Origin of the sequence: Nocardia sp. NPDC056100, assembly GCF_042266325.1 — a bacterium.
Lineage (GTDB): Bacteria > Actinomycetota > Actinomycetes > Mycobacteriales > Mycobacteriaceae > Nocardia.
In genome coordinates this window covers 1341299-1355712 of the sequence record NZ_JBHJVY010000001.1, presented here as the reverse complement: position 1 = coordinate 1355712, position 14414 = coordinate 1341299, and the positions used below count along the sequence as shown (strand labels likewise).

Genomic DNA, 14414 nt, shown 5'->3' with positions numbered 1-14414 from the left:
CGACGCCGCAGGTAGAAGACCATTTGGTCTCGTTTGTATTGCACTTGTTCGTAGCTATCTCATAGCGAACTAGCATCGCTGTTAGGTCGGGGTCGACCGTTGGAGGCAGTGATGCACTCACGCCGCGAAACACTGAGATATGCCCTGGTGAGGTTGCTCGCCCTTGCCGGATTAGGTACCGCGTTCGCGCTCAATCCCTTCACCGCGCCGATAGCCGCCGCGGATGCCGATTATGGCGGCGGTTGCGTCCTGTACAACGGCGATCGCGCGGCAACCATTGACTCACTGCGTTTTCGGTGTTCGCCGGCGCAGCAGGACGATATCTTCCGCGATGCCGATCAGGGCGCGGTCCCGATGGGCGTCAAGAACGGCTGGGTGATCCGGCCGGTGGATATGCAGGCGTGGACTCCGCTGGTGTGGATCGGTAAGACCTTCTACACCGGACCCAACGGCGGCTATCTGGAGAACCGCATCACCGGCGCCGGCATCGAGGGGTGGCGCGCGGATGTGTACAGCGCGCCCGCCATTCTGGACGGCCGCCCGACCTGGGCACTGAACTACGCGCCCTCGCCCACCCCGCAGATCTACGACGAGATCCGCGAGATCACCCCGGGCGTCTGGTTCGGCTACTCCTGGTCGCGCGGGGCCGGTGGTGCCGCGGCGCTGCTGACCTTCGCCCTGACCTGATCACGGGCGCGCGGCGGTGCGGATCCGAGCGGGTCGAGCCGCGCCGCCCAGGCGCAATAGCGTGGTTGCGGACTGTTCGCGGGGCGGGCGAGTCCGAAAATGTTGTCCGATAGGGGAATAGGCGGTCGACGGGCCGGGTTCCCCGCCTACATGGCACACGCGTTCGATCCGGAGCTGGAGCCGTGGGTTGACCAGCTCCGACCCGCCGATTACCGAGACGTCCCCGCCGCGCGGGCGCAGATGAGCGCGCTGTTCTCGGCTCGCCCGCCGGTGGCGGTTCCCGAGTCCGTGCGCATCCGCGATCTGATCGCGCGCACCGAGGACGCCGAAGTCGATGTGCCGGTGCGTGTTTACGCTCCCGCGGATCGTCCCGGACCGTTCCCGGCGCTGCTCTACGTCCACGGTGGCGGATTCGTCCTGGGTGACCTGGAGATGGTGCATGCCAAGATGATTCGCTTCGCCGAACTCGGCATCGTGGTGGTGTCGGTGGACTACCGCCTCGCGCCCGAGCACCCGTTCCCGGCCGGATTGCACGATTGCTTCGCCGCCCTGCGCTGGGTGGTGGACCGCGCCGGTGAACTGGCCGTCGACAGCACCCGCATCGGGGTGGCCGGTGACAGTGCGGGCGGAGCCATCGCCGCCGGTCTCGCACTCCTCGCGCGCGATCGCGGCGGACCCGGGTTGAGCTTCCAGCTCCTGGATTTTCCCGCGACGGACGACAGGTTGCGGACCCCGTCCGCCACCGCCTATGACGACACCCCGAATTTCGACGGCCCCAGTCTGCGAGTGATCTGGGAGCACTATCTCGGTGTGGCACCCGGCGGTGCGGACGTATCGCCCTACGCCGCCGTCGCCCGCGCCACCGACCTCTCCGGTCTGCCCCCGGCGTACATCTCGACCAGCCAGTTCGACCCGGTGCGAGATGACGGCATCGACTACGCCCAGCGCCTGGCGCACGCGGGTGTGCCGGTCGAATTGCATCTGTACCCGGGCACCTTCCACGGTTCGGGCTTGGTGGCCGGTGCCGCGGTCAGCGTGCGCGCGGCCGCCGATCAGCTGGCCGCACTGCGACGCGGACTGGGCGTGAATGAGGCTGTCGCGCAAGGGGTATCGACGCCGTAGCGGTACCGCCCGGGCAAATCCCGCCCGGGCTCGGTCCCGGTGCAAGGCGATGGTGGTTCGCAACGCGTATTCGGCGGCCGATCGGTACGCCGAGGTCATCGATCGGCCGCCTTCGAGTTCAGTTGTGCCGGTGGGTGATCCGCTGGTGTGCCGCCATCAGGCGGGGCACCACCACGTAGACCGCGCTGGGCACCACGACCGCGGTCAGGGCCAGGGCCCGCAGGGCGGGCGGCCAGGTCGCGGTGAACGGGGCCATCAGGGTCATGCCGAGGGCGACCATGGGGAAGATGGCGAGCCAGGTGATCACGGCGCGAACGTGCACCGAGGGGGCGGTGGTGGGGGCTGTGACAGTCATTTCAGACTCCGTTCGAAACTCCAACCGTTTGGTTGCAAATGTGAGTAGATCACTTTCGCGACGCATTTGCAACCGTTTGGTTGGAGATTCTGAAGGTGCTGGTCCGAGGCTCGCCCGAACGCCGAAACCGCACGGCGTCAGGGTGATTCGGCCGACACGACATCAAGCCAGGCGGCCGCCGCCGTCCACATGCAGGGTCGTTCCGGTGAGGAACGGATTGGTCAGGGCCAGCAGTGCTGCGGCGGAGATATCGGCGGGAGTGCCGATGCGGCGGGCCGGGTTACGGGCCGCCACCGATTCGAAGAAGGCGTCCTTGGCGGGGCCGTCCCAGGCTCCGGAATCGATGATGCCGGGGGAGAGCGCGTTGACGCGCAGCGGTGCGAGTTCGACCGCCAGCGCCTCGGCGAGAGTGGCCGCGGCGGCATTGGTGCTCGCCATGACGCTGCGGCCCGGGGCGGGCCGCCAGGCTGCTACGCCGGAGAAGAGCAGCATCGCACCGTCCGGGCGGAAGCGCGGGGCGAAGTGTTTGGCCAGCAGGATCGGGCCGATGACCTTGGCGTCGAACGCGCGGTGCACGGCCGTGCGATCCAGTTCGGTGACGGGCCCGTTGGCGTGGTCGGCGGCGAGGGTGATCAGGTAGTCGAGTTCGCCGACGCGTTCGGCCAGGGCCCGAATCGATGCTTCATCGGCGAGGTCGACCTCCGGGCGGCCGGTCGAAATCACCTGTGCGCCTTGTTCTGTCGCATCGGCGGCGATGCGGGCGGCGATGCCGGAGCTCGCGCCGATGATCACCAGGGTCTTGTTCTCGAGTGTTGTCATATCCCGATCAGCGTCTCCCGCCCGGCCGATAATCCCATCGCGATCTGAAGGTTTTCGATCGCTGCCATAGAATTCACGAATGCCTACGTTGCGCGCACTGGAATGTCTGATCGCGGTCGTGGACGCCGGATCGATCACCGAGGCGGCAGCGCGACTGCATATGTCACAACCCGCGCTGTCCCATCAACTGGCCGCGCTGGAACGTGAGATCGGCGCGCCCGTGGTGGAGCGGCTGCCCCGGGGTGTGCGCCCGACGGCGGTGGGGGACAGCGTGATCGGGGAGGCGCGCCTGGCCGTTGCCGCCGTCGATCGCGCCATGAACGGCGGTCGCGCGACCGCGCGCGGTGAAGGCGGATCGCTGCGCCTGGCCTGCGCGGAGAGTATGACCGCCGGACTTCTCGCACCCGTGCTGCGCGGCTGGCTGCGCCGCAATCCGCTGGTGCGCCTGGCGCTCACCGAGGCCACCAGCGCGGATGAGCTTGCCCGCCTGGTCGATTCGGGCGCTGCGGATCTGGCCATCGGCCCCCGGCCCAGCCGCTGGACCGGCGCTACCGAGGTCATCGGCACCGAGGAAATCATCGCGGTACTCCCGCCGGGCCATCCCCTGGCAAATCGCCCGCACCTCACCCTGCGGCACCTGCGCGATGAGCCCCTCATCCACTATCACCCGGATAACGGCCTCGCGGGCTGGCTGGACGCACAAGCCGCCCGTCAGGAAGTGGAATTCACCGTGGCCATGCGCACCCGCCAGGCCGCCACCGCTGCACAACTGGCCGCCGCCGGTGTAGGTGTGGCCCTTGTCCCCATCACCGCGCTTCCCACCGGCCTCCCGGCGGCACTGCGTCACATCCGCCCCACCGTCAGCCGCGAAATCGTCTGTCTACAGGGAACTCCCGGCGATGTGCTGGTACGCGCCTTCACCGCGGCGGTACTGCACCGGGGCATCCCGATTCCCGCCGCGATCACCGCGAAACTGGACAGCTGACGCGAACACCGCGGCCTCGGACGGCACTCCTTCCGCGGCGCGGCGCAGTGGCCCGGGTGCCGGGCGCGGATATCCGCGCCCAGCACGAACTTTCAACCCCGGCGTTCGAGGAGTGACCGAGTGCGGGTCACTTATCCGGTGCGGCGTCACCGAGGATGCGGCGGGCCTCCAGGGCCAGCTGGATCTCGGTGGCGGCGCGCGGTTCGGTGAGCCTGCGCCCGGTCAACTCGGCCACCCGGTTGATGCGGAAGCGCACCGTATTGCGGTGGCAGAACAGTGCCGCGGCCACCGCGGAGACCTCGCCGTCCTGGTCGAACCAGGTGCGCATGGTCTCCAGCAGTACCTCGCGATCGTGTTCGGGCAGCGCCAGAATCGGCCCGAGCACGGTGCGCGCCAGTGCGCTCGCCGCCTCCGGTGAACCCGCGAGCAGCACCGGTATCAGCGCGTCGTCGTAGCGCAGCACCTGGTGGGAACCGGGCTGCGCCGCGGCACAGGCCAATTCGGCCTGGCGCAGGGCGGCCGCGGCTTCGGTGAGCGCGGTGAACTCCGAGCTGATCCCGGCCCGCCCGATACTGCGTTCTGCCAATAGCGCGCGCAGTCGAGGTTCGGTGAAACGTGCTGTGAGACTGATGATTCCGATATGACTGTGGGCGCGCACCCGCCATGCCGAGGCCACGCCCAGCATGGACAGCCCGCGGTCCACCCCGGGTAGCGCCTCGGCGGCGGCGGTGCCGGTGGTGGCCGCCACCACCACGTACGACCCTTGCGCGGGTAGTCCGAGCGCGCGTGCGCACTCCCATAGTCGAGCGCCGTCGACCTGCCCGGTGAGCAGTGCCTCCAGCGCCGCGTCATGCGCGCGGGCATCGCGGCGCAGCTGTTCGGCCACGGTCTCCTGATACCCGTCGGTGAGCGCCTGCGAGTAGTCGTCGACCAATTTCCAGACGTGCGAGGCGATTCCGAGCAGTTCGCGACTGGCCTCGGGATCGTCCCCGGCCATGGCGAGCAGTTCGTCCCACACCACGCCGGAGCCGATGCGGTAGGCGCGCAGCACCGCGGGTAGCGGTACTCCGGTCTCCGCGCGGCGGTGGCCGGTGCTGCGCGGTGCGGCGATGCCGATTTCGCGGCGTCCGGCCAGATGTCCCAGGATGGCTTCGAGGTTGGCGCGGTTGGCGCGCCGCAGGTCCTCCGGCGTCACCGCGCGCAGATTTCCGTAAACCGGTTCGGCTCGTTCGATTTCCGCTGCTACCCGGTCGACCACATCGTCGATGCGCTCCAGCAGTGTGGTGCTGGCGCGTGCCACGAACCCTCCGGGCAGGGTGTTCGAGGTGTTCATGGCAATTGATCGTACCGTCCAGAATTGTTGCCGTGCACAGTACCGCGAGAGTCGAACGATCGAATCGGCCCGATTAGTGAGGTATTCGAGCGTGCTCGGGCATGGTTGAGCCATTCAGCTGTGCGCGGGCACAGTTCCCGGTCGTGGGAACAATTGGTGTGCCGGAGTGCTGATTGGTAGGACCACAGGACCGGAATTTCCCTCCCGCATGTCGTCACTGCGCGTGTTCCCAAGGCATAGCGCACAATTGGGATGCTTCGCGGCGGGATTCGAGGATTGTTATGAACGCGTACAAGGGCCTGTCCATCGCTCTGCTGGCCCTCGGGGTCGCGGCGGGGTGCGCCACACATCCGGCAAACCATGTGGCACAGGTGGTTTCGGGGCCGCCCGCCAAACAGCAGAATGTGACCGTACCGGTCGGTCCCGGCCCGGTGCAGTACACGGTGCAGGCCCAGCCCGCGCCCGGTACCTGCCACTTCGGCAAAACTGCTGACGGACAACCACTTCCGGATCCCGTGTGCACGCCCGGCGCGACCAATCCGAAGGTGACCGCCGCGAATCTGGCCGACACCATCTGTAAATCCGGCTATACCGCCTCGATTCGGCCGAATTCGAATATCACCGGCCGTGAGAAGGAAGCCAATATCAAGTCCTATGCCTTCACCGGTGATCCGAAGGACGCCGAATACGACCATCTCATCTCACTGGAGCTCGGCGGCGATCCGAACGATCCGCGCAATCTCTGGGTGGAACCGCCGTCACCGGATCACAAGCCGGGGGCCGGCATCGCCAATCCGAAGGACAAGGTGGAGAACCAGCTGCACAGTCTGGTCTGCACCGGCAAGGTCGCGCTCACCGACGCGCAGGGGGCCATCGCCACCGACTGGACCACCGCACTCACCGTGGTCGGTCATCCGAACGGCAACTGAACTGCGAATTCGGGTCTGCGCGGTCGGATCCGGGCCTACCATCGACGGATGTCAGCCCCGCGGGGCGGCTCGATGATGATCGAAGGTCGGGTCGTCCACAAACTCTCCAATGCCCTGAAGATCACCTTCCAGTCCGGGCCGGGGGACCCGCTGGCCGACGGTGTGCAGGGAGCGGGTGACGGTTTCGGCGGCAAGATGGCCATGCTCTTCGGTTTCAAGAACGGCGGCACCGGCCGGCATCGCATCACCTACGCCGACGGATCGGTCGTCTGGGTGCAGTCCAAGGATGCCGCGCCGACCGTGCTGAGCCGCGCGGACGGCAGCTCCATCGGCACCATCAACCGGGCCGACACCTCCACGGCCGTGGGTTCGACCGCGGGGACGCTGCTGCATTTCGTGCCCGCCGACGATCCGAAATCGCCGGAGCTGTTCCGGCTGCGCATTCTGGATCGCATGGGCGCGGAGTTCGGCCGCCTCGATGTGGTGCGCACCGCGGGCGGCTGGACGCTGGGCCGGATCGCGAACGATCTGTACGACACCTATATCTGGTGGGATCGGGCCGGACAGCCGCTGCCCACCCCGATTCTGGGCACCCGGCTGCTGTTGCAGCGCGCACCGGACCCCACCGAGCGCGATGTCCTGCTCGGGGCATGCGTGGACATCACGCTCGGCCTGCGGCCCTACATCACCGCCATGCAGTGAAAGCTGCTCCGGCGCAGCCTAATCCGCGACCTTGATGCTCAACTTGCCAAGATTCTTCCCGGTGAGCAGCCCCTGGAACGCGGCGACCGCGTTATCGAGGCCGTCCACCACATCCTCGAGATAGGTGAGCTTGCCGTCCGCGAGCCAACCGGTGGCATCGGGATAGAACTCGTCGAACTGATCCAGGAATTCGGTCTGGATGAACCCGCGCAGCAGCAGACTCTTGCGCAGGATGTGCCCCATGAGCAGACCCATACGATCCGGTCCCGGCGGCAGTTCGGTGTCGTTGTACGAGGCGATCAAGCCGCACACCGGGATACGCGCGAACTTGTTGAGCCGGGGCAGCACCGCGTCCAATACCGCGCCGCCGACATTCTCGAAGTAGACGTCGATACCGTCCGGGGTGGCGGCGGCCAGCTGTTCGGCGAAATCCGGTGCGCGATGGTCGATGGCGGCGTCGAAGCCGAACTTCTCCCGCAGCAGCGCGACCTTCTGCGGTCCGCCCGCGATACCGACCGCGCGAGCGCCCTTGATCTTGGCGATCTGCCCGACCGTCGCCCCGACCGGACCGGTGGCCGCGGCCACCACCACGGTCTCACCGGGCTTGGGCTGTCCGATGGTGAGCAGCCCCGAATAGGCGGTGAACCCGGGCATTCCGAGCACGCCGAGCGCGGTGGTGAGCGGCGCGGCGGCCGGATCGAGCTTGCGCAGATACTGCGTGTACTCGATCGAATGCGTCTGCCATCCGCCGTAGCCCAGCACCACGTCACCGGGCTGCAAGGCCGGATCGCTCGACTCCACGACCCGGGAAACCGTTGCCCCGCACATGGTCTCGCCGACCTCGACTGGCGGTGCGTACGACGGCGCATCACTCATGCGCCCGCGCATATACGGATCGAGCGACAGATACAGCGTCTGCAACAGCGCCTGCCCCGGCGCGGGCGGCTCCAACTCCACCGTCTCGGTACGGAAGTTCTCCGGCTGCGGCATTCCCGTCGGACGGGAAGCCAGCACGATTCGGGTGCTCTTCATCGGCACGACCTTTCGCTGGGCGACGCCCCATTCTGAAACACGGACGCCCCGATCATCCTCGATTCAGGGAGGCGTCCCGGTCACCGGGCCGCGTCAGCGGCGGGTGGTCGCCGCTCCCCGGCGACCCCGGCTCTGCGGGACCGGCTGCGGCAGAAGGGCTTCCAATGCCTGGCGGAGTTGGGCGCGGGCCTCGTCGGTATCGAGTTCGCCGGAGAGCCAGCGCGAGGACAGTCCCTCGGTGAGGGCGGTGGCGATACCGCCGAGGTGGTCGGCGTCCACCGCGCCGGAGATTTCACCGAGGGCCTGGGCGACGCGAATGGTGTCGGAGATTTCCCCGCTCCAGCGGCGGGAGGTGCGGGTGAGCGGTTCGCGCAGGGCTTCCTCGTAGACGGCGCAGGCGCGTAACTCGTTCCAGGCCAGCGAGTTCTCCCGGACTTCGGCGCGGTCCTGGATCTCGTCGAGGATCTGGTGGATGAGCCGCTCGCGCGCGGACTCACCCGCCCCGGCGGCGGTGCGGTAGGTGCGGGCGCGGTCATTGATGTAGGTCAGCGCCGCCGCGAGTAGACCGTCCCGATCCTTGAAGTGGTAGTAGAGCAGTCCGGGGGACACCCCGGCCACCTCCGCCACATCGCTGACCCGCAGACCGCGCACCCCGCGTGAGGCGATCGCGGTGGCACTGGCTTGCAGGATCGCCTCCCGGCGGTTCGGCCCGCTGCTGTCCTTCACCGTTTCAACCTCACCCTCCGAATGTGCGGCCATGCTAGCCCCGAGCCCCGGGCGACCGCCGCCCCGGGCTCCCACTCCTGGTATCCAAGGTCAGGACACGACAAGGCCGTACGGGCGATCGGTGTCGACCGGTGCGGTGAGCCGGGTGTAGGTGTCCGGGCGGCGGGTGGTCAGGAAGGGGAACAGGTCCAGCCAGTCGGCGCGCTGGGCCAGATCCAGATCGGCGACCAGGACGGCGGCGGCATCGCGCGGGGCCTGCGCCAGGATGCGGCCGTACGGATCGGAGATGAACGAGGAGCCGTAGAAGTTGACACCGCCCTCATCGCCGAATCGATTGGGCACCACCATGAATGTGCCCGCGGTGATGCCGTTGCCGACGATCACGTGCTGCCAGATGGGCTGGGTGTCGAAGCTCGGCATGGACGGTTCGGACCCGATGGCGGTGGGGTACACCAGGATCTCCGCACCGCCGAGCGAGTAATTGCGGGCCAGTTCCGGGAACCACTGATCCCAGCAGGTCGGCAGGCCCAGCGCCGCGCCGTCGAGGGCGGCGGGCCGGTACACCGGATGCGGATCGCCCTCGGGCGGCCCCTGCCGGAAGTAGGTGTCCTCGTAGTATCCGGCGCTGATCGGAATATGCAGTTTCCTTGTGCGCCCGAGCAATTCGCCCTCGGGCGAGACCAGGATGGCGGTGTTGAAGCCGAGCCCGTCCGCGCCCTCGGCGCGTTCGTAGAGCGAGGCGTGCACCAGTACGCCGTGTTCGCGGGCGGCGGCCGCGGCGAATTCGAAGGTCGGTCCGGTCAGCAGGTCTTCGGCGGTCGCGCCCGGATTCTCGGCGGCGGGCACATCGGCCGGATAGCGCGAGAGCGTGAGCTCGGGCAGGAATACCGCGCGAGCGCCCTGCGCCGCCGCGAGCCCGATGCCCGTGTCGAGCTGGGCCCGCAATTCGGCGGGATCGGCCAGCCAGCGGTGCTGAACCAGGCCGACGCGCAGCGGTGCGCGATCGGTATCGCTCATCCGGGCGTAGGACGGCGGCGGGGTGAGGGCGGTCGTGAGGACGAAATCGTGCTGACTCATGCGGTCAGTCTGTAACTGAAAACTCAGTCAGTCAAGTCCCCATGTAGATGCCATGGGAATCGAAGAATGCGTCAAAAAACTGAATATCGACTCAGCGAATCAGCGGTACTCGGCGCGCCAGGTGTCGAAACTCGTCATGATGTGGTGCCGCACGGTGGACCACTCCGGCACCAGGCTCGCGGCGGCGGGGACCGCGGATGTCAGCAGCACGCCCGCGATGGTGATGACCGTGATGCGCATCCAATCGCGCGCGCCGGGCTGATCGGCCAGCTCACCGAGCACCTGCCGTGCGACCGCGAAAATGGTGGTCTCGATGTGCTCCACCAAATGTGCGACGGTATCGGCCATTTCGGGATCGGTGCGGGCGGTGGTGAGCAGTTCCAGCCCGACGCCGATGGGTGCGAGTCGCGCCAGCGACCAGAGTTCGTCCACCAGTTCGGCGACCCGCTCCCGATCGGATCCCTGTACGGCGGAATAGGTTTCGACAACGGCCCGGGCGCTCTGATCCGCCATCCGGCGCACCGCGGCGTCGAGCAATTCACCCCGGGTGGGGAAGTGGTGCTGTACCGCGCCCTGACTCACTCCGGCGCGTTCGGCGACCCCGCGCGTGGTGGTGGCGGCCTGCCCGTGCTCGACGAGGCTGGCGATGGTGGCGTCCAGAATCGCGGTGCGGGTGTCCTCGCGCTGTTCCGCCCGGGTGCGTTTGGTTTTTCCCGCCGTGACCGACACCCGCCCACGATACCGGTCGGGATACGAACAAGTCACGCGACTTGTCAAGTCGGGCGACTGGTCAATACGCTTGTGGCACAGCCGATATGAGCACGAAGAGGTGGTCGGCCATGACATCCGCGAATATCCGCGCCGGGAAGAAACGTGCCAGGGCGCATCAGAACGCCCGCATCTGGCGGCGCGGTCCCATCCCCACCCCGGCCGGATCAGGGGAGCACGACTACGGCTATTTCGGTCCGGGATCTCAGGTGTGGCGGGTGGTGCTGCATCCGGCCGTCACCGCGTTCCTGGCCCCCGTCACGGCGCTGCTCGAATTACCGCACATCCCATTGCAAGCGGTGATCCACGACCATGATCCGCTGGCCGTCGCGGGGCGGCGCAGCCGCAGTATGAGCCCGCTCATGGCGGTGCGCCGCGCCCAGCGCACGGTGGGCGTCCCGGTCCCGATCATCCTGGGCGACAGGGAAACCGCCGATCGAGTGGCCGCGCATCTGCGCCGCTATCACGCGCCGATGACCGGAACCATCCCCGGCACCGATCAGCCGTATGCCGCGCAGGGCCCCGAACTGGTGCTGTTCGCGCATGTGACGATCATGCAGGCGGCGCTGCTGGTCTACGAGAACGCCGCCTTCGAGGGATTGCGCCGCCCGCATCGGCTCACCCCGCGCGATCGCGATCAATTCTGGCTGGAGGCAAAGCAATTCGGTGTGCTCATGGGCGCGAACCCCGAGGAGATCCCCACCACCTGCCGCGCGGTCGCGGCGTACTACGCGGGCATCGCCGACACCTACGGTGTCATCGACGGTTTCGGACCGGACCTCGTGGTGGGGCCATTCCTCGCCATGCTGCGCGGGTTAACACCCGCGCATCTGCCCGAGCTCGCACCCCTGGCCCTGGCGGGCGCGGTCACCCCGCAGTTGATCGCCATGCTGCCCCGCCCGGCCCGCCGGAACCTCGGTGTCCCAGCGGTTTTGGATCCTTTCCTGGATCTCTCGCTGCGCCTGACCCGTCCGGCCGCGCGGGTGTTCACGGTGCGGCCCTTCGCCGACGCGCTCGAACGCCGCATCACCGGACCCGATGCCATGGATCTGGTCGCCCACGCTCGCAGGCTGCGAACGACTGCGGCATAGGCGGTTCCGGCTATTTGGCGCTGCCCGCGACCCATTCGTCCCAGGGCATGCCCCAGTCGCCGTTCTGCCAGACCTCGAGCGGTGCGCCGCCGGTATTGCGCACCTCCACCACATCGCCGGGGAGCGCGTAGTCGAAGAACCAGCGCGCGTTCTCGGAGCTGAGGTTCAGGCAGCCGTGCGAGACGTCCTGACTGCCCTGTGCCCAGACGGTGGAGTCCAGCGCGTGCAGATAGATGCCGTCCGTGCTGATCCGGGTGGCCCAGCCGATGGCTTCCTTGTAGCCGAGCCGGGAATTGATCGGCAGGCCGTAGGTGGAGGAGTCCATGATCACGGGATTGGCCTTGTCCATCACGGTGTAGACCCCGGGCTGGGTCCAGAAGGTGATGGTGTGCCCGGCGATGGTCTCACTGCCGCCGCGGCCCATGGAGGTGGGCATGGAGCGGATCAGATTGCCGTTCTCGAACACGTCGACCATATGGGTGTTGTCATCGGCGATGGAGACGTGCGCGGCCCCGATGACGAAGTTGACCTTGCTGTCTTCCTGTCCGAAGAGTCCGGGTCCGACCTGGACACCATAGATGTTCGCGGCCACGCTGATCTTGGTGCCGGGCGCGTAGTAATCCTTGGGCCGCCAGTGCGCGTTGCGGTTGTCCATCCAGTACCAGACGCCGTCGACCTTGGGCGTCGTGGTGACGATCAGGCGCTTCTGCGCGGCGGCGCGATCGGTGATGTCCTCGTCGAAATGCGCGACGATCACGGTGCCCACGCCGTAGGTGCCGCCCTCGGCGAGCGCCTCCCCGCCGGTGGTGTTCAGGTACACCTTGGTCTGATTCGCGGGCTGAATCGTGGTGAACGTCGAGGTCACCGGCCCGGTCGAGCCGGTGAGACCCATACCCTCGGCCTTGAGCGTGTACGTGCGCCCGTACCCGAGCTGCACATTGGGCTTCCACGCCGTCTGATCGGGCGTGAAGGTGCCGTCGATGGTCCGGCCCTCGTCATTGGTCAGCGTGACCGCGGTGAGCACTCCCCGGGACGTGCTCGCCTCGACCGGTGCGGAGGGGTCGACATTGCCGGTGCCCTCCGCGGGAGTGAGCGTGATGGCCTGCGTCACCGGCGAATCCGGCCCGGGCGTGCCATTCGGTGTGGAGGACGACGAACATGCTGCTATCACCACGATCAGGACCGCCAGGATGCAGGTGGCGGCGGAAGATCGAAAACGGTGGAGTGGCATGGGACTCCCTCCATCTTGTTACTGCTCAGCCTAGTAGACCATCTTGCGTTTGCATTCGTTCCGTAGCGCCCCGGCGAGACGCGGAACGGCACAAAGTCATCGACTTGTTACCTCACTTCAGCGTTTGGTCCTTGATCGCCAGCATTTGCTGACCCTTTTGATAGGTGACCTCTCTGATTCCCAGCGCATCGTGCAGCTTGCCCGCGGGCAGGGTCACCGGTTTCGGGGCGGGACCGTCACCCGGTTTGGGCAGCGGATAGGCGGTGGTGGTGCCGCTGTAGAAGGTGATGTTGCCCTCGGTCTTGGTGAACAGCTGGTGCACATGACCGTTGAGGCAGGTGACCGAGCTGAACCGGCGCAGATAGCTCAGCGCCTGGGTGGCATCGTCTGTGCCCCAGCCCCATTGGGGGTACATGGCGAACAGCGGGATATGGCTGAACACGATGATCGGTGTGTCACTGGACAATCCGGCCACATCCTTGCGGATGAACTCCAGCTGATCGACGCCGAGGTGGCCGAGCGCCTGCAGATTCAGCGTGTTGACCAGTCCGATCACATGCACGCCCGCGATATCGAAGCTGTACCAGCCGTCGCCCCGGGTGCCCCGGCCGAAGGTGTCGCGATACCGCTGCCCGCCGTCATCGCTCGAATCGTGTTCGCCGGGAACGGTGAACACGTGCGGGGTGCTCAGTCCGCCCAGCATCTGATGCACCTGATCGAACTGTTCGGGCGTGGCCAGATGGGTGAGATCGCCGGTGTGGATCACGAAGTCCGGGGTGTAGCCGAGCGAATTCACCTGTCCGATGGCCTCATTGAAGGTATCGGTGACATTGGCGTTGGCCGTGCCGGTGAAACCGATGTGGCTGTCGCTGACCTGGGCGAAGCGCAGCGTCGGGCGTCCGGTGGCGGCCTGCGCGGTGCCCGCGATATGCGAGACCACCTCACCGCCCACCACCGCCAGGCTCACCGCCGAACCGAACCAGGCGCTGTGCCGCAGCAATTGGCGGCGGGTCATGCCCTGGGGATCGTCCTCGGTCACGGCGTCACCACCACCGTCGCGTGCATGAACGGGTGGATCGCGCAGATGTAGGCGAAGCTGCCCGCCTTGGTGAAGGTGAAGGTATACGTCGCTCCCGCACCGAGATTCGGTGAATGGAAGCCGCCGTCGCTCGCCGCCACATTGTGCGGTTCCTCATCGCGGTTGGTCCAGGTCACCGTGGTGCCGACCGGAACGGTCAGGGTGGCCGGGGCGAAGGCGAAATTATCGATGGTGACGGCGTTCGGACCGGCCTTCGCGTCCGCCGGCGCCGTTGCCGTGCTGGACGTGCCCTGCATGCCGGGCATGGCCGGTCCGCTGCCACCCGGCACCATCCCGGGAGTATCGGTGCCGGAAGCGAAAACCGGTGTGGGAGCGGGATTGTCCGTGGCCTTGTCGCCTCCGCCGCCGCATGCGCTCAGTGTGAGCGCGGTCGCGACGGCGGCGACGGCCAGGGCCGTGCGCCGACGGCTGCGGATAAGTCTCATGGGTCCGGGCCTCCCTATCGGATTCGTCACCCG

16 protein-coding genes are annotated in these 14414 nt (G+C 67.4%); 6 read left to right on the top strand and 10 right to left on the bottom strand.

What is annotated here, in order from left to right:
- The first annotated feature begins 147 nt into the window (after positions 1 to 147).
- Complete coding sequence (locus ACFC0O_RS06230; protein WP_375954297.1) at positions 148 to 687, top strand: hypothetical protein; 540 nt, start codon at positions 148 to 150, stop codon at positions 685 to 687.
- A gap of 150 nt (positions 688 to 837) precedes the next feature.
- Positions 838 to 1809 carry an alpha/beta hydrolase gene (locus ACFC0O_RS06225; protein WP_375954295.1) on the top strand — a complete coding sequence of 324 codons (972 nt, stop codon included), beginning with the start codon at positions 838 to 840 and terminating at the stop codon, positions 1807 to 1809.
- Positions 1810 to 1927: 118 nt separating this feature from the next.
- Here ACFC0O_RS06225 and ACFC0O_RS06220 read toward each other — a convergent pair whose 3' ends face one another.
- Together ACFC0O_RS06220 and ACFC0O_RS06215 are read right to left on the bottom strand one after the other, a co-directional pair.
- Positions 1928 to 2164: a hypothetical protein gene (locus ACFC0O_RS06220; protein WP_375954293.1), complete on the bottom strand. Its 237-nt coding sequence runs from the start codon at positions 2162 to 2164 to the stop codon at positions 1928 to 1930.
- Between the two features lie 162 nt (positions 2165 to 2326).
- Entirely contained in the window at positions 2327 to 2983 is a 657-nt protein-coding gene (locus ACFC0O_RS06215; RefSeq protein WP_375954291.1) for an SDR family oxidoreductase, read from the bottom strand.
- Positions 2984 to 3062: 79 nt separating this feature from the next.
- On the opposite strand from ACFC0O_RS06215, the gene ACFC0O_RS06210 reads away from it, so the two are divergent.
- Positions 3063 to 3968 (top strand): LysR substrate-binding domain-containing protein, encoded by a 906-nt coding sequence (locus ACFC0O_RS06210; protein WP_375954289.1) that lies wholly within the window; start codon positions 3063 to 3065, stop codon positions 3966 to 3968.
- Between the two features lie 127 nt (positions 3969 to 4095).
- Here the strand turns inward: ACFC0O_RS06210 and ACFC0O_RS06205 are convergent, their stop codons facing one another.
- Positions 4096 to 5301 carry a PucR family transcriptional regulator gene (locus ACFC0O_RS06205; protein WP_375954287.1) on the bottom strand — a complete coding sequence of 402 codons (1206 nt, stop codon included), beginning with the start codon at positions 5299 to 5301 and terminating at the stop codon, positions 4096 to 4098.
- A gap of 281 nt (positions 5302 to 5582) precedes the next feature.
- On the opposite strand from ACFC0O_RS06205, the gene ACFC0O_RS06200 reads away from it, so the two are divergent.
- Together ACFC0O_RS06200 and ACFC0O_RS06195 are read left to right on the top strand one after the other, a co-directional pair.
- On the top strand, positions 5583 to 6230 hold the full coding sequence (locus ACFC0O_RS06200) for a hypothetical protein (RefSeq protein ID WP_375954285.1): 648 nt from the start codon (positions 5583 to 5585) through the stop codon (positions 6228 to 6230).
- A gap of 48 nt (positions 6231 to 6278) precedes the next feature.
- Positions 6279 to 6932, top strand: a complete 654-nt coding sequence (locus ACFC0O_RS06195; RefSeq protein WP_375954283.1) for a hypothetical protein — start codon at positions 6279 to 6281, stop codon at positions 6930 to 6932.
- Between the two features lie 18 nt (positions 6933 to 6950).
- On the opposite strand, the gene ACFC0O_RS06190 is transcribed toward ACFC0O_RS06195, so the two are convergent.
- From ACFC0O_RS06190 to ACFC0O_RS06175, 4 genes are all read right to left on the bottom strand, one after another.
- Positions 6951 to 7964 carry an NADP-dependent oxidoreductase gene (locus tag ACFC0O_RS06190; RefSeq protein ID WP_375954281.1) on the bottom strand — a complete coding sequence of 338 codons (1014 nt, stop codon included), beginning with the start codon at positions 7962 to 7964 and terminating at the stop codon, positions 6951 to 6953.
- Between the two features lie 93 nt (positions 7965 to 8057).
- Positions 8058 to 8690 carry a TetR/AcrR family transcriptional regulator gene (locus ACFC0O_RS06185; RefSeq protein WP_364631303.1) on the bottom strand — a complete coding sequence of 211 codons (633 nt, stop codon included), beginning with the start codon at positions 8688 to 8690 and terminating at the stop codon, positions 8058 to 8060.
- 90 nt (positions 8691 to 8780) lie between these two features.
- Complete coding sequence (locus ACFC0O_RS06180; RefSeq protein WP_375955989.1) at positions 8781 to 9707, bottom strand: nitrilase-related carbon-nitrogen hydrolase; 927 nt, start codon at positions 9705 to 9707, stop codon at positions 8781 to 8783.
- 159 nt (positions 9708 to 9866) lie between these two features.
- Positions 9867 to 10496: a TetR/AcrR family transcriptional regulator gene (locus ACFC0O_RS06175; protein ID WP_375954279.1), complete on the bottom strand. Its 630-nt coding sequence runs from the start codon at positions 10494 to 10496 to the stop codon at positions 9867 to 9869.
- 110 nt (positions 10497 to 10606) lie between these two features.
- On the opposite strand from ACFC0O_RS06175, the gene ACFC0O_RS06170 reads away from it, so the two are divergent.
- The gene (locus ACFC0O_RS06170; RefSeq protein ID WP_375954277.1) at positions 10607 to 11626 is read left to right on the top strand and encodes an oxygenase MpaB family protein; all 1020 of its coding nucleotides are present in this window, start codon (positions 10607 to 10609) and stop codon (positions 11624 to 11626) included.
- 10 nt (positions 11627 to 11636) lie between these two features.
- Here ACFC0O_RS06170 and ACFC0O_RS06165 read toward each other — a convergent pair whose 3' ends face one another.
- The 3 genes from ACFC0O_RS06165 to ACFC0O_RS06155 all read right to left on the bottom strand — a co-directional run bounded on the left by ACFC0O_RS06165 (position 11637) and on the right by ACFC0O_RS06155 (position 14381).
- Positions 11637 to 12857: an Ig-like domain-containing protein gene (locus ACFC0O_RS06165; RefSeq protein WP_375954275.1), complete on the bottom strand. Its 1221-nt coding sequence runs from the start codon at positions 12855 to 12857 to the stop codon at positions 11637 to 11639.
- A gap of 112 nt (positions 12858 to 12969) precedes the next feature.
- The gene (locus tag ACFC0O_RS06160; RefSeq protein ID WP_375955986.1) at positions 12970 to 13872 is read right to left on the bottom strand and encodes a metallophosphoesterase family protein; all 903 of its coding nucleotides are present in this window, start codon (positions 13870 to 13872) and stop codon (positions 12970 to 12972) included.
- A gap of 20 nt (positions 13873 to 13892) precedes the next feature.
- Positions 13893 to 14381 carry a cupredoxin family copper-binding protein gene (locus ACFC0O_RS06155; protein WP_375954273.1) on the bottom strand — a complete coding sequence of 163 codons (489 nt, stop codon included), beginning with the start codon at positions 14379 to 14381 and terminating at the stop codon, positions 13893 to 13895.
- Between the last annotated feature and the right edge of the window lie 33 nt (positions 14382 to 14414).

Excerpts from the sequence above, each read along its gene's own strand:
- ACFC0O_RS06225 (WP_375954295.1), top strand. The coding sequence starts at position 838 with ATGGCACACGCGTTCGATCCGGAGCTGGAGCCGTGGGTTGACCAGCTC.
- ACFC0O_RS06215 (WP_375954291.1), bottom strand. The coding sequence starts at position 2,983 with ATGACAACACTCGAGAACAAGACCCTGGTGATCATCGGCGCGAGCTCC.
- ACFC0O_RS06200 (WP_375954285.1), top strand. The coding sequence starts at position 5,583 with ATGAACGCGTACAAGGGCCTGTCCATCGCTCTGCTGGCCCTCGGGGTC.
- ACFC0O_RS06210 (WP_375954289.1), top strand. The coding sequence starts at position 3,063 with ATGCCTACGTTGCGCGCACTGGAATGTCTGATCGCGGTCGTGGACGCC.
- ACFC0O_RS06180 (WP_375955989.1), bottom strand. The coding sequence starts at position 9,707 with ATGAGCGATACCGATCGCGCACCGCTGCGCGTCGGCCTGGTTCAGCAC.
- ACFC0O_RS06165 (WP_375954275.1), bottom strand. The coding sequence starts at position 12,857 with ATGCCACTCCACCGTTTTCGATCTTCCGCCGCCACCTGCATCCTGGCG.
- ACFC0O_RS06190 (WP_375954281.1), bottom strand. The coding sequence starts at position 7,964 with ATGAAGAGCACCCGAATCGTGCTGGCTTCCCGTCCGACGGGAATGCCG.
- ACFC0O_RS06220 (WP_375954293.1), bottom strand. The coding sequence starts at position 2,164 with ATGACTGTCACAGCCCCCACCACCGCCCCCTCGGTGCACGTTCGCGCC.
- ACFC0O_RS06205 (WP_375954287.1), bottom strand. The coding sequence starts at position 5,301 with ATGAACACCTCGAACACCCTGCCCGGAGGGTTCGTGGCACGCGCCAGC.
- ACFC0O_RS06170 (WP_375954277.1), top strand. The coding sequence starts at position 10,607 with ATGACATCCGCGAATATCCGCGCCGGGAAGAAACGTGCCAGGGCGCAT.
- ACFC0O_RS06160 (WP_375955986.1), bottom strand. The coding sequence starts at position 13,872 with ATGACCCGCCGCCAATTGCTGCGGCACAGCGCCTGGTTCGGTTCGGCG.
- ACFC0O_RS06155 (WP_375954273.1), bottom strand. The coding sequence starts at position 14,381 with ATGAGACTTATCCGCAGCCGTCGGCGCACGGCCCTGGCCGTCGCCGCC.
- ACFC0O_RS06195 (WP_375954283.1), top strand. The coding sequence starts at position 6,279 with ATGTCAGCCCCGCGGGGCGGCTCGATGATGATCGAAGGTCGGGTCGTC.